The 24,325-nt window shown below is 45.4% G+C and carries 20 protein-coding genes and 2 pseudogenes; 11 read left to right on the top strand and 11 right to left on the bottom strand.

Features of this window, described 5'->3' with window-relative positions; genetic code table 11:
• Window positions 1-40: 40 nt before the first annotated feature.
• From ASULF_RS07120 to ASULF_RS07110, 3 genes are all read right to left on the bottom strand, one after another.
• The gene (locus ASULF_RS07120; protein ID WP_015591037.1) at window positions 41-241 is read right to left on the bottom strand and encodes a hypothetical protein; all 201 of its coding nucleotides are present in this window, start codon (window positions 239-241) and stop codon (window positions 41-43) included.
• Between the two features lie 11 nt (window positions 242-252).
• On the bottom strand, window positions 253-1,299 hold the full coding sequence (locus tag ASULF_RS07115; protein WP_144060508.1) for a COG1470 family protein: 1,047 nt from the start codon (window positions 1,297-1,299) through the stop codon (window positions 253-255).
• 248 nt (window positions 1,300-1,547) lie between these two features.
• The gene (locus tag ASULF_RS07110) at window positions 1,548-2,579 is read right to left on the bottom strand and encodes a hypothetical protein (RefSeq protein ID WP_015591035.1); all 1,032 of its coding nucleotides are present in this window, start codon (window positions 2,577-2,579) and stop codon (window positions 1,548-1,550) included.
• Window positions 2,580-2,736: 157 nt separating this feature from the next.
• Here ASULF_RS07110 and ASULF_RS07105 point away from each other — a divergent pair, with 157 nt between their 5' ends.
• The 3 genes and pseudogenes from ASULF_RS07105 (at window position 2,737) to ASULF_RS12000 (ending at window position 4,595) form a co-directional block, all read left to right on the top strand.
• Window positions 2,737-3,396 (top strand): hypothetical protein, encoded by a 660-nt coding sequence (locus tag ASULF_RS07105; protein ID WP_015591034.1) that lies wholly within the window; start codon window positions 2,737-2,739, stop codon window positions 3,394-3,396.
• Between the two features lie 157 nt (window positions 3,397-3,553).
• Window positions 3,554-4,206, top strand: a pseudogene (locus ASULF_RS11570) (DDE-type integrase/transposase/recombinase).
• 239 nt (window positions 4,207-4,445) lie between these two features.
• Complete coding sequence (locus ASULF_RS12000) at window positions 4,446-4,595, top strand: hypothetical protein (RefSeq protein WP_015591031.1); 150 nt, start codon at window positions 4,446-4,448, stop codon at window positions 4,593-4,595.
• A gap of 291 nt (window positions 4,596-4,886) precedes the next feature.
• Here ASULF_RS12000 and ASULF_RS07095 read toward each other — a convergent pair.
• From ASULF_RS07095 to ASULF_RS12210, 3 genes and pseudogenes are all read right to left on the bottom strand, one after another.
• Window positions 4,887-5,755, bottom strand: a pseudogene (locus ASULF_RS07095) (IS5 family transposase).
• Between the two features lie 336 nt (window positions 5,756-6,091).
• Entirely contained in the window at window positions 6,092-6,355 is a 264-nt protein-coding gene (locus ASULF_RS12215) for a hypothetical protein (RefSeq protein ID WP_236609670.1), read from the bottom strand.
• On the bottom strand, window positions 6,295-6,723 hold the full coding sequence (locus ASULF_RS12210; protein WP_052312087.1) for an SPFH domain-containing protein: 429 nt from the start codon (window positions 6,721-6,723) through the stop codon (window positions 6,295-6,297). The genes ASULF_RS12215 and ASULF_RS12210 overlap by 61 nt, the downstream gene beginning before the upstream one ends.
• 186 nt (window positions 6,724-6,909) lie before the next feature.
• On the opposite strand from ASULF_RS12210, the gene ASULF_RS07085 reads away from it, so the two are divergent.
• The 8 genes from ASULF_RS07085 (at window position 6,910) to hsp20 (ending at window position 17,566) form a co-directional block, all read left to right on the top strand.
• Complete coding sequence (locus ASULF_RS07085) at window positions 6,910-8,991, top strand: DHH family phosphoesterase (RefSeq protein WP_015591030.1); 2,082 nt, start codon at window positions 6,910-6,912, stop codon at window positions 8,989-8,991.
• A 135-nt stretch (window positions 8,992-9,126) separates the two neighbouring features.
• On the top strand, window positions 9,127-10,530 hold the full coding sequence (locus tag ASULF_RS07080; protein ID WP_015591029.1) for an aspartate kinase: 1,404 nt from the start codon (window positions 9,127-9,129) through the stop codon (window positions 10,528-10,530).
• A gap of 173 nt (window positions 10,531-10,703) precedes the next feature.
• Window positions 10,704-12,092, top strand: a complete 1,389-nt coding sequence (locus ASULF_RS07075; protein WP_015591028.1) for an RNA-guided endonuclease InsQ/TnpB family protein — start codon at window positions 10,704-10,706, stop codon at window positions 12,090-12,092.
• An 8-nt stretch (window positions 12,093-12,100) separates the two neighbouring features.
• Window positions 12,101-13,108, top strand: coding sequence for an amidohydrolase family protein (locus ASULF_RS07070; protein WP_015591027.1), 1,008 nt, complete (start codon window positions 12,101-12,103; stop codon window positions 13,106-13,108).
• A 43-nt stretch (window positions 13,109-13,151) separates the two neighbouring features.
• On the top strand, window positions 13,152-13,934 hold the full coding sequence (locus ASULF_RS07065) for a carbon-nitrogen hydrolase family protein (RefSeq protein WP_015591026.1): 783 nt from the start codon (window positions 13,152-13,154) through the stop codon (window positions 13,932-13,934).
• 163 nt (window positions 13,935-14,097) lie between these two features.
• On the top strand, window positions 14,098-14,769 hold the full coding sequence (locus tag ASULF_RS07060) for a metalloregulator ArsR/SmtB family transcription factor (protein ID WP_015591025.1): 672 nt from the start codon (window positions 14,098-14,100) through the stop codon (window positions 14,767-14,769).
• A 20-nt stretch (window positions 14,770-14,789) separates the two neighbouring features.
• A complete protein-coding gene (locus ASULF_RS07055; RefSeq protein WP_015591024.1) occupies window positions 14,790-16,979 on the top strand; it encodes a CDC48 family AAA ATPase in 2,190 nt (729 codons plus the stop codon).
• Window positions 16,980-17,023: 44 nt separating this feature from the next.
• Complete coding sequence (gene hsp20, locus ASULF_RS07050; protein ID WP_015591023.1) at window positions 17,024-17,566, top strand: archaeal heat shock protein Hsp20; 543 nt, start codon at window positions 17,024-17,026, stop codon at window positions 17,564-17,566.
• Window positions 17,567-17,587: 21 nt separating this feature from the next.
• Here hsp20 and ASULF_RS07045 read toward each other — a convergent pair whose 3' ends face one another.
• From ASULF_RS07045 to ASULF_RS07025, 5 genes are all read right to left on the bottom strand, one after another.
• On the bottom strand, window positions 17,588-18,835 hold the full coding sequence (locus ASULF_RS07045) for an ORC1-type DNA replication protein (RefSeq protein ID WP_015591022.1): 1,248 nt from the start codon (window positions 18,833-18,835) through the stop codon (window positions 17,588-17,590).
• Between the two features lie 247 nt (window positions 18,836-19,082).
• Window positions 19,083-20,555, bottom strand: coding sequence for a radical SAM protein (locus ASULF_RS07040; RefSeq protein ID WP_015591021.1), 1,473 nt, complete (start codon window positions 20,553-20,555; stop codon window positions 19,083-19,085).
• 50 nt (window positions 20,556-20,605) lie between these two features.
• Window positions 20,606-21,562, bottom strand: coding sequence for an electron transfer flavoprotein subunit alpha/FixB family protein (locus tag ASULF_RS07035; RefSeq protein ID WP_236609668.1), 957 nt, complete (start codon window positions 21,560-21,562; stop codon window positions 20,606-20,608).
• Window positions 21,559-22,302 (bottom strand): electron transfer flavoprotein subunit beta/FixA family protein, encoded by a 744-nt coding sequence (locus ASULF_RS07030; RefSeq protein ID WP_015591019.1) that lies wholly within the window; start codon window positions 22,300-22,302, stop codon window positions 21,559-21,561. The genes ASULF_RS07035 and ASULF_RS07030 overlap by 4 nt, the downstream gene beginning before the upstream one ends.
• A 60-nt stretch (window positions 22,303-22,362) precedes the next feature.
• Window positions 22,363-24,324 (bottom strand): 3-hydroxyacyl-CoA dehydrogenase/enoyl-CoA hydratase family protein, encoded by a 1,962-nt coding sequence (locus ASULF_RS07025; protein ID WP_015591018.1) that lies wholly within the window; start codon window positions 24,322-24,324, stop codon window positions 22,363-22,365.
• Window position 24,325: the final 1 nt, after the last annotated feature.

The following is a 24,325-nucleotide window of genomic DNA, read 5'->3' as shown; positions in this document are numbered from 1 at the left end:
TTTCTTGTTGTTCAATAGCTAGTTTCGTCGTTTCGACAGATTACTCTTTCTTGAGGTCTTCAATTTTATTTTTTATCTCTTCGAGTTCTCTCTTTACAGCATCCATTTCATGCAACTTCGTTAGCACCATCGATTCCACTCTCGAAACATTCTCTTTCAGTATCTTAATCTCAGTTTTCAGATCATCAACGCTTTTTAGCAAGTCTTTTGCAACTTCAAGAACTTCTTCAATTTTTACCATACACACCCACCTCACACGAATTTTTTCAACCCTTCGTTCATTTCTTTAACATCTCCAACGCACTCCCGGCTGGTCTCAAGGGACCGCTTCAGGTTTCCGTAGATTTCTTCTAAAATCTTTTCTCTCTTTCTTCTTCTGAAAAGCAGCAGTATCAGCAGCACTGCCAGTATCAGCAGCAATGCGATCGCTATAACTACTCCTGATATTGCCTTTTCTATAGGTTTAGCGACTGATACTTCAAGCTCCTTCTTTGGAGATATTGCGTAAACAACGCCATTCGAAATTACCTTGGCCTGGAATATGTATTTGCCGTCCTTCCAGCCCCCTTCAGGTATGTAATTGTACTTCGCTTCAGTTCTTTCGAGCAAGAGTTTTGGAGTTTTGTAAATCTCAATTGTCTCATTAGTGTTTCCTGTTACATGCAGAACTATCGTTGTGTTTGGCAATTCCATATACAGGTTTTTAACAACTGCAATTACCTGTGCATAACCAAGCCTGCCTTCCTGATCTCTGGCTGGCAGTACATCGAAGACTTCAAAGTAGACTGCTTTTATCAGCAACTCAATCCTTTTGTGTTCGTCTGGCTTAAGTGTAAAGCTTTTCCTTGCAGCCTCTTCATTAAGCAGATAGGCTACAGCTGTGTAGTTACCCGGGGTTACTCTCTTTTCGAGCTTTCCATAGGCTGATGCAATTTCATAGTTCTCTTTAAAAAGCTTGATCAGGGCAACTTCTGCTATGTTTCCCACTGGATCGACTGCCACAACTTCAACGAAGGCTTTTTCACCCGTTACGGTTACATCTGCCTCCTGTGCAGCAGAGGCAACGACCTTGACTGGCAAATCTCCTTCAGTTTCGTACACGATGGCTATAACCTTGACGGTGTAGTTTCCCGGAACTGCATCTTCATCAGCCTTAAGCTCGACGTAAACCTTTCTGTACTCATTGGGGTTCAGATAGTATCCCGTGGAAGACAGATTGATCTTTATAAACTCCGGAGCTTCATATGTTACGTTGACGAGTACAGGCCTGTCCATCTTGTTGAAAATCACTACGTACATGTCTTCTCCTTTTATGCTCTCGCCCTGAGGAAGTACATAGTTGTGTGAATAGAAGCCTCCTGAGATTGCGACCTTTGTAGCGCTGCAAGGGATTATTGCCATAATTAATAATAAAGTTCCTATGAAAATTAAGCCTAGTTCCCTCCTCACACCATCACCATCAAATTTTACTGAAAAACTTAATAATCAAAAAATATAAAAAATTTAGGAAACGTTAACTATCTGCACGCAGTATGTCCCATAGAGCTTTATGCGTTGGCTATCTGCACGTAGTACGTTCCCGTGTAGGTTCCTGACATTATGCCCTCTGAACCGACAGTGAGCCACATGTATATTTCGCTGGTCGTACCGGTTTCAGAGGTCTGCCCGATTGATGTCAAGCCCTGAACATCTGTATAGCTGGTCTGAACGATTGCTGCTGAAGTTTCGTCATTGGCATTGAAGTGTTCAATCGTGATCTCTCCAGCACCCGGACTCTCACTAACAGTATTTACGTTAACGTTGTTGCCTCCACTGCTCCACTGTGCATCTGTCTTTGCCTGAATCTTGTGCTGTCCGTTGGATACCGTCGTTATGTCTATATTGTGATCGTTTGGAGTGGTTATGGGGTTATCCGAGCTACCTAAGTTAACCGAGCCGAAGTCGAATGAACCATCATCTACCTGAATTTCACCGTACCACTGCATTTCGTTGTCCGTATCTTTCATGCTGTCACTTGCAGAGTTGCCATCCTCAACAACTACTTTGATAATCCATTTAGAGTCATCTTCATCTGATTGTGTTGCAACCTTGCCTGGTATGAAATGCAGATACCAGGTTCCGGTGGTAGTAGTAGTGCTTACGGGGCCTCTGCTTTGATCTGCGGCTGTATCAATTCCCCATGTGCTTCCAGCAGGTCCAACAAACGTCCAACCACCGCTGCTGGTCCATTGATATGTGGCCTGAGTCTGTGGATTATCGCTGCCCGGCTCATCAGCCCCGTCGCCATTGGCATCGTAGTATATGTAGACTGTAATTTTGCTGATATCACCGTAGCCGTTGGCATCTGACGCTACAATCTTCAATGCGTACTCTGTCTGAGGAGTCATCTGATTGTTGGCATCTGTGTTTTCATCCTCCAAAAGTAAGTTGACACTCACAACTTGTGGCGCTTCATTTCCCAGTTCGAAGCTACCACTTGATTGGCCTGTAGTAGCTGCCAGTGCAGGAAGTACTGATGCCATCAGTAGTACTGCTACCATTAGAACTGCACCTACACATTTCTTCTTCACATCTACCATATACTACCCCCTTTACCCTGTTTCTGAAAATTTTTCGATTTTATAGTATATATATTTTACTTTCTGTGATATAATAATCCCCATTATTATCATGTTCTATCTCATTATTATCACTACTATGAACAAAGTATAAGTACTTTCAAACCAACTATAGATGATGAACATAGTTAGAATAATAATGATGATGATAACTGCAACAGTTATTATAGCATCCATTTACCCAGCTCAGGCTGCCGCAGGAGCAGCAATAGAAGGTAAATTTACCGTAAAAAATTCCCCTCCAGAGGTGGATCTGGTTGTCAGCAAAAATGAACAGATGTACATAATTAAAGTAAATATAAGAGATGCAAATTCCATAAAGGATATAAACAAAATAATATTAAATATTTCTAATTCTAATTCTCATATCATTGCGGTGTGGGAGCATGAGAGATGGGAAGTCGATGGTAATCTCGATAAAATTGTTAGAGTGAATCAGAGCATATCTTCAGAAACGTGGATATTTTACGTGAAACTTAGAGAAGGAACATGGAAAGTTGTGGCTAAGGTTTACGATGGCGAGACTTTCGCGGTAGAAGATCAGACCATCGTTGTGAAATATTCGAGTACTTCAGATGATAAATTGGATACGAACAAGGTTGCAACGACAGATACCCCAGCAAATTGGCTAAAACTCACAAAATTTATCAGATCGTTATATGCACCATTTGAGTCAATACTTCGTCTCTCTATCATCATTCGAGATCTTTCGATGGCTTTGAATCACGTCCTGATGCGGGGTTTCTTCACTCCCTCCAACATTTTCTTTGCTCTGTGAGTCCTTTATCTTCCCGTTGCTTGCAAGACCCTTTGCGAAGAGGAAATACGCAAGGAGAGATGGGCAGGTAAGCTTTAATGGGTGGTACAGATGCTATTAGAACGAGAACCAAGATGTAGTATCCCAAAATAACTTTACACTCGATCAAACCCAACACGTGTGGAAGCTAACCAACAAAGACATACCGGGAATAGTGAAACGGTGGCTGAAAGGAAAACCAGTTAGAAAGGCAGCAGAATTTTTCCAAGTGACAAGGATCTACCAGATCATCAAAAAGTTCAAAGAAACCGGTAAGATTCCATTCGTTACGAAAGAAAGTACTCCATGTCTTTATGGCGGGGAGACTGGAAGATGATTCATCTTAATAGAGAAGAGAAGTAGATAATAGCTTTCATGGATGATGCTTCCCGCTTAGTAACCTGCTATGGAGTATTTGATGAGGCAACTTCTGAGAATGCAATTAAAGTTCTGAGAGAAGGTTTCAGGGAGTATGGCATTCCAGATGAAATCTTTACAGATCTTGAACAGTTCGTTCCTTCGAGAAACAGAGATGGGGCTAAGCACAACTTCAAGCAGCTGAAAATGGTGTAAAGCACATCATAGCGAGGATAAAGCATCCTCAAATGCGAGGTTGAGAGAACGGCTGAGAAATTTGGTTCAGTTGATGAAGTAATGAGATGGCATAACGAGGTTAAGCCTCACAAAAGCCTAGACTGGAATGAACCGGTTAATGTGTTCTGGTATAAGCTTCCACCAGAGAGGATTATGTGGTTCGCAAGGAGGTGGTGGGATAGGGAGGAGAAGGTGTAAAATTAACTTGGGATACCACAAGGCGAAAAACACCAACAATAAGTTAACAGAACCGAGTTTCGAAAGGCTTTAGTGTTTTTGCAATTAGGATAATTCATGCACTATGTTCGAGCTTGGAAGTTTAAACCCAGCTTGATAGTTTTAGCTTTTGTCATCACACTCCTAGCGGTTGGTTTCAGCTTGATGATTGCGATGTATGTGGATTAGTAAATTTAGGAAATTTTGGAGTGGCAACCGCCATGCTGTTCATACTTTTACTTCCGCATTTGATTCTGATGTCTTTTGTAGCCGGAAAATACGAAGAGGTAAAGGCGGAGAAAATTGCAGAGTTTGAAACCGACAGAAAATACGAGGTAAAGACTTTTTGGTGTGGGTTTTGGAAGCGGTAGTAGGCGTTGTACTGGGTATATTTGTTAATATCGTATTTTTCCAACTTAGTGATACTTGCAATTACTTTCTGCACCCTCATCTCTCGACAAAAGATTAAGGTTTATGTAACTGATAGAGATAGAGGGGTGTGTGCCTACGGATGGCCAATCGAGTGGAGTGAAATTAAAGAAGTAAAAACAATCGATGATTATATAATTATATATAAGAACCCATTCAAGTTTATAGCCTCGCCATGCTTTGTCGAATAATCCTTAATCAACTTCCTCTCCTCTCTTCAAAATCAACACTCTTCAGCAGAGAACGGCTCTCAGCGAATTGTATATCCACACCTTAGCTGCGATTTCGCTGAGCATGTAATTCCATTTCTTTGCAGAAACAAATTCACCGAAGCACCTCTTAAAGATGGAGTAAGCTGTTTCAACCATCCACCTCAACCCGTATCCTTTCTCCTCCTTCCATCTATCAAAATCTTTCTGCTTCCTCGCTTCTTCACTCCTTGGATGGATTAGAATGTCTACAGCCCCTTTTCTTACAGGAATGGCAGGATCAATCCCCTTTGATTGGAGAAACTCGAAGTTATCGTAAGAATCGTACGCTTTATCGGTAAGAACCCTCTTCACTCTTGCTCTTTCGCAAGATTTCTCGACCAAGCCTTTGAAAACTCTATTGTCGTGAACCTGCTCATCCGTAACTTCGTAAGCTACAATCTGCTTCGTCTCAACGTCGACGGCAAAGTGAATCTTTATCCATCCCCTTCTCTTTCTATATTTCTCCCTCATCCATTCTCCCCTGTTATGAACTTTAATTCCTGTAGAATCAACCGCTATTACTATTTCCCCTGAATTTAAGGCAGGAGGACTGAAATCCATCTTAAGGAACCTCTTGTGGATTGTCGAATGATCGGGAGTTGGAATTCCAAGGATTTTAGATAGATTTCTGCAAAAGCCTTCGAGGGTTCTGTAATCGAGGTGGCAGTAGTAACGAATAGAAATCAGAAACTGCATGTATGAGTTTGGATATTCATAGGGATGCCCTCTCTTCTTCTCGTTCATAGAATCTAGCTCTCTCTCTTCCGGTTCTCTATAAACTCTGTGCTGAATAAAATTTCTCCTCTCTTTACAAGCTTTTCATCGTACTCCTTCCAGTTTATTTTTGGCATACGTTGGTTGGAGGTTTTATTTGGATTTAATTTTTATCGCGTATTATTCTGAGTGGGTTTTGTTCGACAAAGCACCTCGCCAAAGAGTTCTTTAGATCTGATCAGACAGATAAACAAACCAAGAAGTAAACTTATGAAGTCATTGGATTAGTTCTGAAAAAAATTCCAAATCCAAAAGATAAGTAAAACTATAGTAGACTTTTCTGCGAGTTAGATCATCTTTAGGTTTGAGCTTTATCACAGCCACCGTCTGCAAAAAATATGAGAGATGTTAAATTGAGGTAATACTTTGCACCCTCAAAGTTTTCAAATTCTTCCCTTAAAAGTCTTTGTTGCTCATTTTGTCTGGCTCGGAATAATTATCGGCGGAGCCACTGGCTGTGTTAGATTCGCGCCTGGATAGAAGCTGCTGAGAGCTGGAACTATCATTATTGCGTTGTTGTGAGATTCTGCAAACTGCTTTAGCACTTGTAGATAGTACCATTGCACATATACGGGGTTTTTCCTTAGCGACTCGCCGATAATCTGATTTGCCCTCGCTATACCCTCAACCCTCTTTCTCTCAGCCTCAAGCTTTTCCTTCTGGACAATGTACTGCATTCTCTCGGCTTCCTGCTTAGCCTGAATCTTGCCTGTATAGCCTGTTCAGCAGTTTCTGGAAGATCGATATTTCTGATCAGGTCAGCAGTAATTATTATGCCATAGGGTCTGAATTCCTCGTCAAGTCTCTTTTCAAAGTCCGATTGTATGAATCCTCTCTTCTGGATGTAGAGGTCTTCAGCCTTATATTGAGCTACAATATCTCTTGCATGTGATCTAATTCTGATTTCCATCCAGAGTTCGTAGTTTTTAAGCGTTGAATAGACCTGAGGAGCTTTGCTTGGATCAATTTTATATTGAACTGCCATGTCGAAGTAAACTGGCAGACCCTCGGATGTTAGCGCTTTTATGTGCTTCTCCCAGACCATTTCAAGCGTCTTTTAGTAAGTATGCATCCTAACTGCTTCCATTATAAATGGTGTTACGATGTACATTCCTGGTTCTAAAGGTTCGAGCTGAACCTTGCCGAAAATTTTAACGACTCCAACCTCTGTTTGATCTACCCAGAACCCGCACCCAAACAAATTTTAAACATACCCTCAGCCATAACCACGATGAAATGTGATAACTGTGATGGCAGGGGAGTTGTGGAGATCGAGCGGAAATGCGTGATATGCAACGGTAGCGGTAAGGCGAAGAGTTTCGATCCAAAGCTCACAGAAGAGCTAACCTCAGAACAAATCCAGATGTTCCTAAAGGGTATATGCGGAGCATGCAGAGGTACTGGAGTTCAGAAAAGAATGGAGGTCTGCCCGGTTTGCAAGGGCACAGGAAAATCCTCAAAATGCAAAATTTGTGGCACTACTATCAAGGGAGACTACGACCTCTGCCAGAAATGCTCTAAGAAACCCCATGCCTACCTGTTAAAGAACAGTTGCGGAATAGAAGATTTGAGGCTTAACCGTGTGTATGTTGGAACCGTTTCAGTTGTTACCGACCTAGGTGTTTTTGTCGATCTCAACAAGAGGCTGAGGGGGTTAATCCACAGAAAGAACCTGCACAATCACACCCTCAACGAAGGAGATACTGTAACAGTAAAGATCGGAGGAATCAGAGGGAGTGGAGACATCGATCTGATTTACTCCCCGATGAAGGATTATGCTGTGGTTGAGGTTGAGAAGGATCTCCCCATCATCAGGATATCCGATATATCCAAGTATGTTGGAAAGATTGTCGAGATTCGCGGGCTTGTTACCCATGTCAGGCTCACCGGTGGCCCGACAATTTTCTCGGTCATAGATACCACCGGAGTATGCAAGGCGGTTGCCTTTGAAAGTGGAGAGAGGGCGTATCCTGAGATAGATGTCGATGATGTTGTCAGGATCGCTGGCTTTGTTAGAAGAAGAGGCTCAATTTTCGAGATCGAGATCCTCGAGATGGAGAAGCTTCTCGGAGAGGAGGCTAACGAAATAAGAAAGTTCGTCGAGAAAGAAATCGAGAGAAGAAGTGAACCGGAGTTCAGGGGATTTCTCGTTGAGTCTGAAGTTCTCGAGAGGTTGAAGGAAGATATGCTCAGGGTTGCAAAGGAACTGAGAAAGGCCGTTTTTGAGTCGAGGCCCATAATCATCAGACACCACTGGGATGCAGATGGTATTTGCGGTGGTGTTGCACTGGAGACAGCCCTAACGAACCTGGTTGACGAGACAACTTCCGATCCTGATGCGAAGTACTACCTCGTCAAACGAAAGGTCTCGAGAGCTCCATTCTACGAGCTGGAAGATGTTGTCAAAGATCTCGACGACTCGCTGGAGGATATGGTCAGGCATGGTGATAAAATCCCTCTGCTCGTTCTGGTGGATAACGGCTCAGGATATGAGGATATTCCTGCCATACAGCAGTTCATCACATTCGGTGCGGATGTTATAACAATAGACCACCACTTCCCGGATGAAGAGGTTGACAGATACCTGCTCTATCACATAAACCCGTACAAGGCTGGAGGAGACAGCAACTACACATCAGGAGTTATCTGCGTTGAGCTTGCGAGGATGATATATCCGGATGTCGATCTCAAAAATCTTGCATGTGTATCGATAGTTGGCGACAGGGCGGAAGGAGAGGTTCTGAAGTATCTTGAGCTCTCTGATTACTCCGTAGATGAACTGAAGGATATAGCTCTGGCTCTGGAATACGAGGCTTTCTACCTCAGATTCAGGAATGGAAACCAGATAATTCGCGAGATTCTTGGCTTTGGGAGAAAGGATCGGCAGCAAAAGCTCGTTAAGATGCTCTCCGGATACGCCAAGGAGTCAATAGCAGAGCAGCTGAAAACGATTCAGGATGGATACCGGGTGCAGGAGCTGCCAAACGGGGTTTATCTCGTAGCCCTCGACATCGAAAACTATACGAGAAGGTTCACATTTCCACCTCCCGGAAAGCTTACAGGAGAGCTCCACGACAGAATGAAGGAAAAGTATCCAAAGCTTGTGACAATCGGTTATGGACCGGATTTTGCTGTTATAAGGAGTGAAGGTGTATCTCTCGACATCCCGAGAATGGTGAGGGAGCTGCAGGAAGAGCTGGAGAATGCTGGTGTAGAAGGAGGAGGACATCTTGTCGTTGGTTCGATCAAATTCATTCCGGCAAAGAGGAGAGATGTCCTCTCAAAGCTGGCTGTCAAGATTGGGATGATTTAGAAAAACAATTTTAATTTCGAGTAATTAAAAAATAAGCCTCTTGATGTTTTACAGCAGAAAAGTTTTTATTACCGAACATATCACGGAATGTGGCTCTGAAAAAAATTACTGTATGTAATATTAGGGGGAATATGGATGAGGGTTGTGATGAAGTTCGGTGGAACGAGCGTGAAGGATGGAGAGAGCATATTGCATGTGGCAAACCTGATAAAGAAGTTTGAGGACTATGAGAAAGTTGTTGTTGTGTCCGCAATGGCTGGAGTCACAGACTCCCTGATAGAGGCTGCCAAAAAATGCTATAAAGAACCCTCATCCAGCTTTATCAAGCTCTTTATTGCTGAGCTTACCAAGAAGCATTACGAGGCTATAAGTACTGCAGTTAAGGATCCTCAGTATCAGAACAAGGCCTTTGAGGTTGTTGATAAGCTCCTCGATGAGCTTGAGAAGGTTTTGATGGGGATTGGCTATCTCGGGGAGCTTACGAGGAGGAGTGAGGATTACATCGTATCGTTTGGAGAGAGGCTTGTAGCGCCCATCCTGTCCTCTGCCATCTTATCTCTCGGAGTGGATTCCGTAGCGTTGACTGGAGGAGATGCTGGAATAATCACCGATAACAACTTCGGAAGGGCCAAGCCAAAGCCTGAGGTTTACAACCTGATAAACAGCAGGCTCGATCCATTGCTGAGGATCAAGAAAACTACTCCTGTCATTACAGGCTTCATCGGAGTTACAGATGATGGCAGCATAACAACACTCGGTAGGGGTGGGAGCGATCTCACTGCAACGCTGATAGCATCCGCACTTAACGCGGATGAGGTCTGGCTGTGGAAAGAAGTGGATGGAGTTCTGACCACCGATCCGAAAATCGTTCCGGAAGCGAGGCTCATACCGGAGATCTCATATCAGGAGGCGATGGAGCTCTCCCATTTCGGGGCTAAAATCCTGCATCCAAGGGCTATCGAGCCTGTGATGAGAAAGGAAATCCCTGTCAGGATAAAGAACACCTTCAACCCTGATGCTGAGGGAACCGTGATAATGAAGGGAGCGGATACAACAAAGGATATAGTGAAGGCGTTGAGCCTGATTGAGAAGGTTGCGATAGTCAATGTCAGTGGAGCGGGGTTTGATTTCGCTGAGATAATGTCGGATGTTTTCAGCAGGCTTGCAAAGGAGAAGGTCAATGTTATCATGGTTGCTCAAAGCTCCTCCGAGCTGAACCTCTCGATAGTTGTTGATGAGTCTGATATCGAGGTGGCATATTCCGCTCTGAAACCTCTCGAGAATGGGGTTGTTAGTGTTAGAAAGATGAAGGACATAGCGGTTGTAAGTGCTGTTGGAGCTGGGATGGCCGGAACTCCTGGAGTGGCTGGAAGGATCTTTTCAGCACTGGGCAAGAACGGAATCAATGTGATTATGATAAGCCAGAGCTGTTCAGAATACAATGTCTCCTTTACTGTTTCAAAGAACGAGGGAAAGGAGGCTGTGAGAGTTTTGCATCGAGAATTTGAGCTCCACAAGAGTCCTGAAGAACAGGCTTAAGAAAAGCTTAAAACCTGATTTTCTATTTTTATCTTCCCGTTGCTTGCAAGACTCCGTCCGACAGGGCGGAGATACGCAAGGGGGTAGGTGGGTAGTTGAGCTTTCACCACTTTCACGCCACTCCCAACCCTTAAATATCCCCCGGACAAATTAAATACGTGCAGAACGAGAACATGAGGTGTATCTTAATCCAGCCCCGTTTAACAAGGGAGCAGGAGATAGTGTTGGGCAACTTAACGTACAACGCTGGCAAGATGTGGAATGCTGCTAACTACCTGTTGATGAACGGCAAAGCATCTTTCAACGTCTTCGATCTATACAACAAGCTCAAAGACGACTTCTTCGTCAAGAACGTTCAGTCGAGGTCTGCACAGATACTCATGGGTCAGCTGATAGAAGCCTGGAAAACCTTCTTCGACTATCTAAAGAATCCTGAAAAGTACAGGTTCCCTATAAGAAAACCCCACTTTGTGGACAGAAAGAAGCCCCATCACACGGTAGTATACGACAAAACAGGCTTTAAGGTGTTCGGGACTAAACTAAGGCTCTCCATCCCCAAACAGCTCAGGGAATACTTAAAGGAGTACGGCTACTCTAAAAAGTACCTGTGGATAGATACAGGCATCGACTTGACTCGATACGACGTGAGGAACGTCCAGATAACACCTCTCAAGTACTCAGGCAGGATTTTCTACCAGATTGGCATTGTTTACAGTAAGCCTGAGCAATCAGAGGTAGAGGGAAAAGAAAGACTCATGGGCATAGACCTCAACAAAGCAAACTTCGCAGTGATAGTTGTAGAAAACCATCCAACTGCTTATATCATCGATGGAAGAGGGTTAATGAGCCTTTTGAGGAAGTACTTAAAGAAGATTGCCAAGCTGCAATCCCTCAAGGACAATCTGAAGAACAAAGGTTTACCGTACAACAGGGTTGACGAGAGGATTGCGAAGCTGTGGAAAAGGGTAAGGAACTTGCTCAGGGATTTCTCACACAAGGCATCGAACCTCATCGCTGGCCTTGCCAGAAAGCTGAAAGTTACAAAAATCATAGTGGGTAACATCTACTCCTCAAAGAACGAGGAGAACGATCTGCCAGATCTGGTAAACCAGATGTTCTCCTTGCTCCCCCACGGTAAAGTGGTAGATCACTTAAGATACAAGTTCGGGGAAGTCGTGGAGATCGATGAAAGGTATACATCGGGAGTTGATTCTGTCAAGCACGAGTACCCTTCAGAGGATAACTACGAACCCTGGAGGAGGATAAAAAGGAGTTTGTTCAAATCCGTGATTGGTTTAATCAACGCAGACGTGAACGCTGCGAGGAACATCATAAAGAAGTGCTTGTTTGAGACGGGCCGGACGGATCATCCATTCCTGAAGGACACTGCGTCCGGCCTCAAGCAGGTGGTAAGGCTCAGAGTATTCCGCAAACTGAAAGGTAGCTCCGAGTCTGCCGTTCTGGAACAGATAGGAGTAGCAAGGGGTTGTGTCCCCCTTGGGGCGGTAAGGCTCTCTGCTGAGCAAACCCGTCCCGAAGCCCCTTGCGCGAGCGAGGGGTGATTCACATAATGAAGCATTCAATGAGATGCTGTTTGATTGAGTTTGAGGATGATTCCAGTGAGTTCATAATCAGAACTGGGGTACTCGACGGCAAATTTTTCGAGGAAAGGGATGTTGATTGGGATGTTGATTTCGATTTTGTGATAATTCCCTCATTTTACAACTCTCACATCCATCTGGGCGACTCTATTGCAATGGATCCCCCACCCATGGAACTTGAGGAGCTTGTTGGTCCCGGAGGATACAAGTTCAGGATTCTCGAGGCTGAGAAAAGCAGAGTTCCATCAGCGATAAAGGACTCGATAGAGTATGCTGTACGGTATGGAACCACTTCAATGACCGAGTTCAGGGAAGGGGACCTTGAAGGATTATCCCTGATTAGAGATGGATTTGAAGTGTTAGCTATCTTCGGAAGACCGTCAACTCTTGAATCTGCAGAAAAAATGCTTGAGGGAGTTAGAGGATTTGGCATGAGCAGTGTGAGGGATCACGACTATGCCTTTCTTGAAGATCTCAGGGATCTTGCGAGGAAAAAGGACAGGATGTTTGGAATTCATGCCGGTGAGAAGGACAGTTTGGATGTGGAGAAGGCTATTGCACTCCAACCGGACTTCATAGTTCACATGAACATGGCTGACAAAAAGAGCATAGAGGAGTGCATGGATGCTGGAATTCCGATTATCTCCTGCATGAGATCCAACTTTTTCTTCGGCCTGGAGAACAGGAAGAATTACAGGATCTTTGAGGAATACGATAGGTGGTGCATCGGAACGGACAATGTTATGATAGCTAATCCATCTGTACTCTCTGAACTGAACTTTGCAGGATACATCGTTAGTCCGGAGAATGCCTTAAAAGCAGCATATCGTGGTTTTGAAGTTTTTGGTATGAAACCAAAGTGGGTGGTGCTTGACATTCGGGAGATGAAAAATTCGAGAAATCTGATTGCCAGCATTGTCAGGAGAGCCAATCACAGCAACATAGTTAGGGTGGTGGATGAGATTCTGATCGAGTGATAGCAACAGTTAAAGTTATCTTTCTCTCGCATAAACGATTTTCATGGAAGTGCATGTTTCTGCAGTTCAATGCCTGGTTGGGTCAGAGAAGTCTTTTGAGAGTGCTAAAAAGCTGATAGATGGAGGTATTGAAGCTGGAGTGGAGCTTTTTCTCCTTCCAGAGTACTTTTCCTATACTCCTTCAAACTTCAATATGGAGAGGAGCGAGGAGACCATCGAGTTCATAAAAAAAGTCAGCAGGGAGCATGACTGCATTGTCGCTGGAAATGTTCTGATTAAGACAGATGAGGGTTACATGAACTCCCTGCACATTTTCGACAGTGGAGACCTTGTTGGAATTCAGGAAAAAATCCATCCAACCTCATCAGAAAAAGAGCTTGGAATCATTGCCGGAAAGGAAGCGAAGGTATTCGATGTCAGGGGTTTCAGGCTCGGTGCGTTAATCTGTGCGGACATTCTGTACCCCGAAATATGTCGTGTTATGGCTCTGAAGAATGCTGAAATCATACTGAATCCGGTTGTATCCTTCAAGAAAAACAGCCTGCCAGCAAAGGAACTCAGACACTGTCTGTACTTCACGAGATCTTTTGATAATGCGTATGCGATAGTAAAGGCTGGTGGAACAGGGATAACCTTTCTGGGGTCTGAAACTGCTGGCAGGAGCCTGATCTCAACACCCTTCGGGATTGAAGCAATCTATAGCAACGAAGATTCAGAAGAACTCGTTTCCTCAAAAATAGACATTAGCATGCTGAGGGACTATAGAAAAATAAATTACAGCATTTCCGATAGAAATGTTCTGGCATACAGAGATCTTTTGAGTTGATGTCTTACTTCCGTTCTGTCCCACCTGTTCCCACCATTTGAACATGGTGCAAGCCTATTTGAAAATGAATGGAATTTTGCAACCTACCGAAAAGTTTAAATATTAGAATTTACTAACTAAAAGTTAGTAACAGAATAATAAACAAAAAACATGGTGACCCGACATGGACGCGAACACGATACTTGAGGCACTTGGGAACGATAGCAGGAGGAGAATCCTGTCATTGCTAGCGAAGAAGCCGTGTTATGTGAGCGAGATCTCTTTCGCTTTAAAAATGGCACCCAAGGCCGTCATTGAGCATCTTGAAAAACTGGAGAAAGCGGGGCTGATAAAGAGCTTCGAAGATGGCAGGAGGAGGTACTACTATATAAACCAGAACATGAGGGTCGAGGTATCCATCGCCCCACACATGTTTCAAACCAGTGTTATCAGCAGGGAGGCTCCAGATCTGGACAAAGCCATCAAAGAGGCTCGCAGATTGTTCGATGAGATCAATAGATCAAACTTCTTCAGAAACATTTCGGACATATACAGGAATCTAATGAACCTGAGGGAGGCTCAGGAGAGGTTCTCGATGATTCAGAACTACATATTCAGCAAGTTCAGCGAGATGTTCGAGAGGTTTCTGGATGAAGTCGAGAGGTTCGTTGAGGATGACTACGAGAGGATCGTCCTCCTTGGCTTATCAAAGGGTGCGAGGAGTGCGGTTGAGATAGCCGAGGAGTTCGGGTTGCCATATACTGAAGTTGAAAAAGCAATCGAGAGGTTGAAGAATAAAGGAATCGTGAGAGAGGTAATGAGAGATGGGAAGTTTGAGTTCGCGATCAAATGTTAATTTAATTGGAGGTGATGATTATGGAAGATATCACGCTTAGAGTTGGTGAGGCTTACTACAGGGATGTGGGAAGAGGTATAGCGAGGATAGATCCTGAGGTCATGGATAGATATGACATTCAGAGCGGTGATGTCATCGAGATCATCGGAAAGAACAGTGTTCCGGCGATAGTCTGGCCAGGGTATCCTGAGGATAAGGGCAAAGGAATCATAAGAATCGATGGGAGTCTGAGGAACAACGCTGGAGTTGGCATAGATGACAAGGTCAGGATCAAGAAGGTATCGACAAAGATGGCTGAAAAGGTGACACTCGCCCCAACCGAGCCGGTAAGGTTGATGGGTGGAGAGGCCTACCTGCTCAGGGTCCTCGAAGGCAGACCGATAAAGAAGGGACAGAAGATAAGGGTTGAGATATTCGGCCATACGCTAACCTTCGTTGTGACATCAACCAGACCATCGGGAGTGGTCATAGTCTCAAGAAGCACGGCTATAGAACTCAAGGACAAGCCGGTTGAGGAAGTGAAGAGGTCTGTGCCAAATGTAACCTACGAGGACATAGGTGGTCTGAAGAGGGAGTTGAGGCTAGTTAGAGAAATGATCGAGCTACCGCTAAAGCATCCGGAGATATTCCAGCAAGTTGGCATAGACCCGCCCAAGGGAGTGTTGTTGTATGGTCCTCCAGGCACAGGTAAGACGCTGATAGCTAAAGCAGTTGCCAACGAGGTGGATGCACACTTCATAACCCTGAGCGGGCCGGAGATAATGAGCAAGTACTACGGTGAGAGCGAGCAGAGACTGAGGGAGATATTCGAGGAGGCAAAGGAGAATACTCCGGCGATAATATTCATCGATGAGATCGATTCAATAGCTCCAAAAAGGGAAGAGGTCACGGGAGAGGTTGAAAGGAGAGTCGTGGCTCAGTTGCTGGCTTTAATGGATGGACTTGAGTCCAGAGGAGAGGTCATAGTCATTGCAGCGACGAACAGGCCGGATGCTATAGATCCTGCCCTGAGAAGGCCGGGAAGGTTCGACAGAGAGATAGAGATTGGTGTGCCTGATAGAGATGGCAGGTTGGAGATACTGCAGATTCACACAAGAAGCATGCCTCTGGCAGACGATGTAAACCTTGAAGAGCTTGCAGACCTAACAGTTGGGTTCGTTGGAGCGGATCTTGAAGCTCTGGCCAAGGAGGCTGCAATGCATGCGATCAGGAAGATGCTTGAGACAGGGAAGATCGACATAGAGGTAGAGGAAATCCCAGACGAGGTGCTCGCAGAGATTAAAGTTACAAGAGAGGACTTCCTTGAAGCTCTGAAAAACATCGAGCCATCGGCGATGAGGGAGGTGCTGGTGGAGGTTCCAAATATCACATGGGATGATGTTGGAGGTCTTGAGCAGGCAAAGCAGGAGCTTAAGGAGGCAGTGGAGTGGCCGCTGAAGTACCCAGAGCTGTTCAAGGCCATAAACATAAAACCACCCAAGGGAATCCTGCTGTATGGCCCTCCAGGTACAGGAAAGACGCTGCTGGCTAAAGCGGTAGCGAACGAGAGCAATGCGAACTTCATCAGCGTTAAAGGTCCAGAGCTGCTGAGCAAGTGGGTTGGAGAGAGTGAAAAGCATGTCAGAGAGATGTTCAGAAAGGCAAGGCAGGTAGCTCCGGCAATATTGTTCTTCGATGAGATCGACAGCCTGGCTCCAAGAAGGGGAGGCATTGGAGACTCTCAGGTTACAGAGAGGGTTGTCAGCCAGCTCCTGACAGAGCTGGACGGGCTTGAAGAGCTCAAGGATGTTGTGGTCATTGCAGCGACGAACAGACCGGATATAGTGGACCCGGCATTGCTCAGACCGGGAAGGATAGAGAGACACATACTGATTCCCGCCCCTGACAAGGAGTCAAGAAAGCAGATACTGCAGATCCATACGAGAGGTATGCCGTTGGACAAAATCGACTTCGATGAGCTGGCGGAGAAGACTGAAGGCTACAGCGGTGCGGACATCGAGGCATTGTGCAGAGAGGCTGGAATGCTGGCGCTGAGAGAGAAGCTGAAAGCTGGATTATCTAAAGAAGAGATCAGCAAGGTCGCCAAGGAGATCAAGGTTACAAGGAAGCACTTTGAGAAGGCAATGGAGAAGATAAAGCCGAGCCTGACGAATGAAGATCTGGAGAGGTACAAGAAAATAGTTGAGGACTTTCATAAGATGTATCTCTAATCTTTAATTTTTTAATTTAATAAAAAATTTGGGAGGTGATGCGTGTGCCGTGGAAAAGAAGAAGGAAGACCTATAGAGATTGGGATGATATATTTGATGAGATGTTTGAGATGTTCAGCTTCCCGTTCAGCGAGGAGTTCGATGAGATATTCAAGAGGATAACAAGGGACTTCAACGAGATTTTCAGGAGCATGCCAGAATCAAAGCCAATAATAAGGGGATTCTCGATAAGAATCGGCCCTGACGGGAAGCCGGAGATAAAGGAGTTCGGTACGAAGTTCGAGGGTGGCATAAAGGGAATTGAAGAGAGAAAGCCGCTGATCGATGTCATGGAAACCGATGAGGAGGTTCAGATCATTGCGGAGATGCCGGGAGTTAACAAGGAGGACATCGATCTTAATGCAACCGAAACAACGCTGGAGATCAAGGCTGATGGAGAGAACAGGAAGTACTTCGAGACCGTAGAGCTTCCAGCAGAAGTGATCCCGGAGTCAGCGAAGGCGAGGTACAACAACGGTGTGCTTGAGGTTGTGATGAAGAAGAAGCATCCAAAGAAAGAACAGAAAAAGAAAATAGATATCGAATAATCTTTTTTTATTTTAAAAATTTTAAAACGCTGTCCCAAACAGATCGAGGGATATGTGTGTTCTGAGGGTGTCCTCTGATTTTGAGAGAAGCTGTAGCCTGTAATCCTCGAGTATAACTTTTTTGACGGAGTCAATTGGAACATCAAGCTTTATCTCTCTTGTTCTGCCATACCTGCCCTTAGATATTATTATGGAATTTATTATGCCGAGCATATCAAGCTCTGAGATCAGATCACTGATCCTTCTCTGAGTTAGTACATCCATCCCGACTTTCTTGCACAGCGATTTGTAAACAGTATATACCTCTCCGGTTGTGAACTTCGTCCTTCCGGCCATATGCAGTAGTATCATGCTGAACAGCAGTATCTTGTTCTGGGTTGGCAGTGTTCTTACTGCTTCAACAACATTATCGCACTCTATCTTCCTTACAGCTTTCTTGACATGATCTACTGTAACCCTGCTGGCTCCTTCCCTTTCAGCTATCTCTCCGCTCACCCTCAGCAGATCCAGAGCCTTTCTCGCATCGCCATGCTCATGTGCCGCAATGGCTGAGCAGTATGGAATGACTTCTGGGTCGAGCACATTGTCGTAAAATGCAAGCTCAGCCCTCTGCATGAGAATATCTCTCAGCTGTTCCGCATTGTATGGCGGGAAGAGGATCTCCTCCTCGCTGAGAGAGCTTATAACTCTTGGGTCGAGGAAGCTCTTGAACTTCAGGTCGTTTGTTATACCAATCAGGCTGACCCTCGACCTCTCAAGCTCGGAGTTTATTCTTGAAAGACTGTAAAGTACATCATCTCCCTTCTTAACGAGCTTGTCTATCTCATCCAGCACGATGATCACGGTCTGCTCCCGCTTATCAATAGCGTATCTAACCTCCTCATAAACCCGATCCGTGGGCCAGCCAGTCATGGGGACATTTCTTCCAAGGTTTTTGGCGAGGGTTGCGAGAACCCTATACTGAGTATCTATTATCTCACAATTAATGTAATGCATGTAGCATCTCGTATTGGTTCTAAGGCTGTATTTTTCAAGCTCGTTACCAACAAATCTGACGGTTGCGGTTTTTCCCGTTCCGGTCATACCATATATCAGTATGTTCGAGGGCGTCTCACCCCTTAAAGCAGATACGAGAACAGATGCAATGGCTTCGATCTGCTCCTTTCTGTGGGGCAGATAGTCCGGAGTATATGAATGCCTCAACACATCCCTGTTTTTGAAAATCTTCTTTGAGTTTAATATATTCTCAAAAATGTTAATGCCCTCCATTCAACCACCAACCAGAATTGCTTCTGCATACGCCTTTAAGAATTTTTCCATTTCAGCTATTAATTTATTTATGTGCTATAAATTTCTTTTAAAGAATTTTTATTTCAATGTCGTATTTGATGAAATTTCTGTCAATTCTGCAGTGATGAGCTTTATTCTAAAACACCCCTTCATTTCCTGTGGAGACTCTTAATAAAAATCTTGCTGTACACATCGCTTAGATTACCGAAATTGCAAATCTGAAAGGTCAGCATTTGATTGCCGTTACGCTCCTTCTACCATAATCAACTACTCTGGCATCTAAAAACTCGTTTCTCGGATATTTGCCCTGTATCCCGACGAGAATTGGGTATGTTGCCAGCTGTCTGGCGAAGGTTATGTTGCCCTCAACAACCTCACACCTCAGATCGGTCAGCTTTCTTCCCTTAGGTAGCACTCTTCTGAGCATGGTATTGTCTATGTTCTTTCTGACTTTCTCCTTGAAAACCTTGAAATGCTTTTTGTGTTTTTTCAGGAGTCTGTCTCCGAAGCCGTACATCTGTGTTCCTGGATAGATCTTAACCTGCCGTATGTTTATCCTCCTTAAAAGCAAACCTCTCTCCATAACGCTCTCTAAAAACTCGTAGTTCTTCTCGAAGGTTTCCCTGGTTTCCCCCTTCAGTCCTGCAACGAAGTTTAGTCCGGGCAGGAAGTATGGCAGACCATTGTAGCCAACGAATTTCCCGTATCTGTTTATCAATTCTATCGCATCCAGAACCTCATCTGGATGAGCAGCTAAACTGTTCTCCTCGATAACCCTCTCATCCGCACTCTCAAGGCCCATCGCCGCAACATTTCCGGGGGTCTGGTATACTGTTATGCACTTTATTATCTCTCTGCTCTCCTCCCTCCATTCAGAAATCGTTTTTGGGTTCACATTGTCGATGTGGAGGGTTCTTATCTTTGGACATCTCCTCCATATCTCGCGATGGAAGTTCCACATCTTTTCCGCATTGGGCCTTGGCACTTCATGGCTGAAGTCTCCCATATAGCTCATGAAGTCCGTCTGGTTTCCGAGCCTGAAGTACCTGCAGCCCTGGTTGTAGAGGGCTTCAATTTCAGCTATAACTGCCATCGGATCCCTCTGGTTTGGCTCACCATGAATCCTCTCTATGCAGAAGCTGCATTTCCTCCAGTAGCATCCCTTGTATGTTTCAATCTCGCATATTATGTTCGGAAAGTCCGGATGCTGCTTCACAACCTCAGCTCCAAGAATCGCGAATCTGTTCACGAAATCCCTGCCTCTGGCCTGTGCAGATTCAGCATGCCCGGCAAATCTTGACAGGTATCTGAAAAGCTGATGCTCAAAGGGAAAGCCGAATATCTCGTAGTTCTCGAGCAGCCTTCTCTCCCTGTCGCTCAATTCAATGACTATAGGCCCAACGAGAATTTTTCTGAGGGTTGCCGGGAACAGGTTGATGAGTTCTTTCAGGCTGGCTGGCTTTCCTCCAAGATATTTGCCGGGGACGACCATTCCAGCAATAACTATAACGAGGTCAAAATCGTAGAGTGATCTTTTCAGCTTATAGTTTTCCCGTATGGCATCTATTGTCGTGTAGAGCGGGTTTATCTTCAGAGCCCTGAGCATTCCGTAGATGTATCGGGGATATGGAGAGATGTATGGGGGTACACCCAGACAGGAAGGTTCATCGACATATCCATCTACTATTGCAACTCTCATCGAATAGAACTGAGAACAAATAAAAATAAAAAATTGGTTATCCAGATTGGTTATCCCTTTATCTTCTCAAGCTCTTCGATCAGTGCTGGAACAACCTCAAAGATATCTCCAACTATTCCGTACTGGGCAACTCCGAATATCGGAGCTTCCGGATCTTTGTTTATTGCGATGATGAGCTCGCTGTCCTTCATACCCATTACATGCTGGAATGCACCGCTTACGGCAAGTCCGAGATAGAGCTTTGGCTTAACGGTCTTTCCTGAAATACCAATCTGCCTGTCCTTTGGCAGCCATCCGTTGTCGATAACCGGTCTGCTGCCTGCAACAACACCGCCAAGCATTTCAGCAAGCTGCTCTGCAAGTTCTATGTTCGAAGCATCCTCAATTCCTCTACCAACGGTAACAACTATATCAGCCTGTGTGATGTCGACCTCACCAACCTCTGGCTCGATGTACTGGACGAACTGCCTTCTGGCTGGCTTCGACGGCTTGATGTCAAGCTCCTCAACAGCTCCATTAACCTCCTCGCCCTCCTTGAATACTCCCTGTCTTACTGTGAGAACATATGTGTCGGCCTCTTTCAGCTTGAGGTCGGTCATCAGCTTGCCCTGGAAGAAGTACTTTGATACCTTCAGACCATCTGATGCATCAACCGCAACGACATCCGTAGCTATTGGGGCGTTCAGCTTTGCCGCAAGGTATGGTCCAAGGTCTATACCGAATGATGTGTTCGGGAGCAGAACGACATCTGGCTTCTCTTTAGCGAAAATCTGCATCAGAACATCCGTATATGTTTCCGGGTTGTAGTTTTCGAGGGAGTCATCCTGAACCATGTAAACCTTGTCGGCAAACTTGGCGAGCTCATCTGCAAAGCCCTTAACATCCTTTCCAAGTACTACCGCAACGCTTGAATCCTTCTTTATCGCGTTGGCAAGGTTCAGCAGCTCGATGCTGACGGGGTTAAGCTCACCCATCCTGTGCTCGGCAACAACGAAAACCTTCATCATATCAACCCCCTCTCCTTGAGAATCTCAATAAGCTTCTTGGCAACCTCTTCAGGAGCACCCTCAATCATCTCAGCCTTCTTGACTGGTGGCAGATAGACCTTCTCGATCTCCAGTGTTGAGAGCGTTGGCTCAAGTGCAACCTCCTTCATCTCCTTTGACTTTGCTCTCTTTATACCCATGATCGAAACATATCTGGGCTCGTTGATTCCACTCTGCACAGTAACCAGGCATGGCAATGGGAGAACAACCTCCTCACCATATCCACCCTCAAGCTCTCTTTTAACCTTGATCGATCCATCCTCCACTTCCAAGGCTGTGACTCCTGTTGCGTATGGTAGATCTAGCATACCGGCAAGGAGAGCACCGACAAGAGCGTTGTTCAGATCCTGAGACTGATAACCAGCCATTATGAGATCGAACTTCTCGTCCTTGATTGCCTCCTTTATGAGCTCTGCGGTCTGATAGGCATCCATTGATGTATCGTAGGGCACCTTTATTGCTCTGTCAGCACCCATTGCAAGGCACTTCCTGAGGGTGTCTTCGCACTTGCTCCCAACACCAACAACGAGTACCTCTCCACCAACCTTCTCCTTTATCTGGATTGCCTCCTCCACAGCATATCTATCCCAGTCGTTTATGTCGTACACAAGACCTCTCTGATCCACACCCTTACCATCGTCGCTTACCCTAATCTCACTTTCAGGATCCGGAGCATGTTTCGCAAGAACAATGATGTTCAATTTCTCACCTCCACGCAAGGCTTGTAACAAAAATTTAAAAAATTTTGTTTATTTTTCTGTTTACCTTCCCTTGAACTCGGGCTTCCTCCTCTCAAAGAAGGCCCTGACACCCTCCATAACATCCTCTGTGGAGGTTGCAATTCCGAAGTAAGCTGCCTCAATTGCCTGTCCAACCTCAACCGGTAGCTCGTATCCGTAGTTTATCGCGTACTTCGCGACTCTGAGCGATATAGGTGGCATCTCTGCAAGGGCGTTTGCCAGGGCCATAACCTCATCCCAGAACTTATCCGGATCTACTGCCTTGTTGACAAGCCCTATTGCCTCAGCCTCATCTGCAGTCAGCCTCTTGGCAAGGAATATCAGCTCCTTTGCCTTGGCAAGCCCGATAAGCTTTGCCATCCTCTGTGTGCCACCCCATCCGGGTATCAGGCCTATGGCCGTCTCGGTAAGCCCGATCTTTCCAGCCTTTGACATTATCCTGAAATCGCATGCGAGCGTGAGCTCACATCCACCGCCGAAGGCATAACCGTTTATTGCTGCTATGACAGGCTTGGGGAACCTCTCAATCAGGGTGAACACTTCCTGACCTCTCGCAGCAACCATTGCGGAGTTTGCTGGCCTCAGTGTTGACGGATCCGCAAGAGCTTCCTGCAGATCGAATCCTGCGGAGAATGCCTTGTCTCCTGAGCCGGTGATGATCAGGACTCTTGACTCATCCTTTGCAAGCTGCTTAAGAGCCATCTCAAGCTCATCGAGTAGCTCGAATGACAGGGCGTTCAGCCTGTGGGGTCTGTTGAGTATGATCTTTGCAATCTTGTCATCCTTCTCGACGATAATGTTCTTGAATGTGACCTCCCCAGCCTTGTAGCTGTAGAATCCCTCTCCGCTCTTCTTTCCGAGCTTGCCCTCAGCGACCATCTTCTTCAGCAGCTCAGTTGGCTTGAGGACATCCAGTTTCTTCTCCTCGTAAAGCTCTTCGAGCTTCTTGAGGATAACATCCAGCCCAATCTCATCTCCAAGCTCACACGGGCCCTTCGGCATGTTTGTTCCGAGCTTCATTGCCAGATCGATTTCTTCAGCGCTGGCAACTCCCATCTCGATCAGACCAGAGGCTATGTTGACCATTGGGGCTATGAGCCTCAGTGCATCGTACTTTCCAGCCAGCTCCTTCGGAATCTCTGGTCTTCCCTTGCTCCAGTCATAGAATCCCCTTCCGGTCTTCATTCCAAGCTCTTTCTTCTCGATCTTCTCCTTCAGGATATCAGCATTTGGAACGAGACTCCACTGCTCACCACCATAGTACAGGATATCCAGTCCCACGAAGTCTCCAAGCTCGATTGGACCCATCGGGAATGCGTACTTGTACTTCATCGTGGCATCAATTTCTTCCTTCGTTGCAACACCTCTGCCCACATCGTCTATGGCAAGAGCGAGATATGGCACGAGGCATCTGTTAACTATGAATCCCTCAACATCCTTCTTGACAACAACCGGTGTTTTACCAATGCTCTTTACGAAGTTGACACCATACTCTATTGTTGAATCAGCCGTTTTTTCACCCTTGATGACTTCAACAAGCTGCATTATCGGAACCGGGTTGAAGAAGTGAAGTCCCATGAACTTCTCCGGCCTGTCGGTGATATTGGCTATCTCGGTTATGCTCAGGCCGGAAGTGTTGGTTGCGAAGTAGCATTCTGGAGAGGCGTACTTCTGCACCTCCTCAAAAACCTTCTTTTTCAGATCCATAATCTCTGGAACAGCCTCGATAACAAGCTCAGCTCCCTCAATAGCCTCCTTCATGTCGAGAGTGAAATGTAGTCTGTCAAGTACTTCCTTTGCCTTCTCTTCCTTCATCTTTCCCTTTGCTACAGCCTTTTCGAGCATTTTCTTGATATTCTCCAGGGCTTTATCTAGGAACTTCTGATCGATGTCCCTAACCCACACATCATATCCAGCGAGGGCACTCACATACGCAATACCATGCCCCATCGCTCCAGCACCCAGAACAGCAATCTTCTTCATA

This window comes from Archaeoglobus sulfaticallidus PM70-1 (assembly GCF_000385565.1).
Classification (GTDB): Archaea; Halobacteriota; Archaeoglobi; order Archaeoglobales; family Archaeoglobaceae; genus Archaeoglobus_A; species Archaeoglobus_A sulfaticallidus.
This window is presented reverse-complemented; position numbering and strand designations above follow the sequence as displayed.

Bases quoted from the DNA above. Each gene is read 5' to 3' on its own strand.
- ASULF_RS12210 (WP_052312087.1), bottom strand. From the start codon at position 6,723: ATGGTCTGGGAGAAGCACATAAAAGCGCTAACATCCGAGGGTCTGCCA.
- ASULF_RS07065 (WP_015591026.1), top strand. From the start codon at position 13,152: ATGGAAGTGCATGTTTCTGCAGTTCAATGCCTGGTTGGGTCAGAGAAG.
- ASULF_RS07115 (WP_144060508.1), bottom strand. From the start codon at position 1,299: ATGTACGTAGTGATTTTCAACAAGATGGACAGGCCTGTACTCGTCAAC.
- ASULF_RS07080 (WP_015591029.1), top strand. From the start codon at position 9,127: ATGAGGGTTGTGATGAAGTTCGGTGGAACGAGCGTGAAGGATGGAGAG.
- ASULF_RS07085 (WP_015591030.1), top strand. From the start codon at position 6,910: ATGAAATGTGATAACTGTGATGGCAGGGGAGTTGTGGAGATCGAGCGG.
- ASULF_RS12215 (WP_236609670.1), bottom strand. From the start codon at position 6,355: ATGCAGTACATTGTCCAGAAGGAAAAGCTTGAGGCTGAGAGAAAGAGG.
- ASULF_RS07025 (WP_015591018.1), bottom strand. From the start codon at position 24,324: ATGAAGAAGATTGCTGTTCTGGGTGCTGGAGCGATGGGGCATGGTATT.
- ASULF_RS07120 (WP_015591037.1), bottom strand. From the start codon at position 241: ATGGTAAAAATTGAAGAAGTTCTTGAAGTTGCAAAAGACTTGCTAAAA.
- ASULF_RS07110 (WP_015591035.1), bottom strand. From the start codon at position 2,579: ATGGTAGATGTGAAGAAGAAATGTGTAGGTGCAGTTCTAATGGTAGCA.
- ASULF_RS07075 (WP_015591028.1), top strand. From the start codon at position 10,704: ATGAGGTGTATCTTAATCCAGCCCCGTTTAACAAGGGAGCAGGAGATA.
- ASULF_RS07105 (WP_015591034.1), top strand. From the start codon at position 2,737: ATGAACATAGTTAGAATAATAATGATGATGATAACTGCAACAGTTATT.
- ASULF_RS07055 (WP_015591024.1), top strand. From the start codon at position 14,790: ATGGAAGATATCACGCTTAGAGTTGGTGAGGCTTACTACAGGGATGTG.
- ASULF_RS07045 (WP_015591022.1), bottom strand. From the start codon at position 18,835: ATGGAGGGCATTAACATTTTTGAGAATATATTAAACTCAAAGAAGATT.
- ASULF_RS12000 (WP_015591031.1), top strand. From the start codon at position 4,446: ATGCTGTTCATACTTTTACTTCCGCATTTGATTCTGATGTCTTTTGTA.
- ASULF_RS07060 (WP_015591025.1), top strand. From the start codon at position 14,098: ATGGACGCGAACACGATACTTGAGGCACTTGGGAACGATAGCAGGAGG.
- ASULF_RS07040 (WP_015591021.1), bottom strand. From the start codon at position 20,555: ATGAGAGTTGCAATAGTAGATGGATATGTCGATGAACCTTCCTGTCTG.
- ASULF_RS07035 (WP_236609668.1), bottom strand. From the start codon at position 21,562: ATGATGAAGGTTTTCGTTGTTGCCGAGCACAGGATGGGTGAGCTTAAC.
- ASULF_RS07070 (WP_015591027.1), top strand. From the start codon at position 12,101: ATGAAGCATTCAATGAGATGCTGTTTGATTGAGTTTGAGGATGATTCC.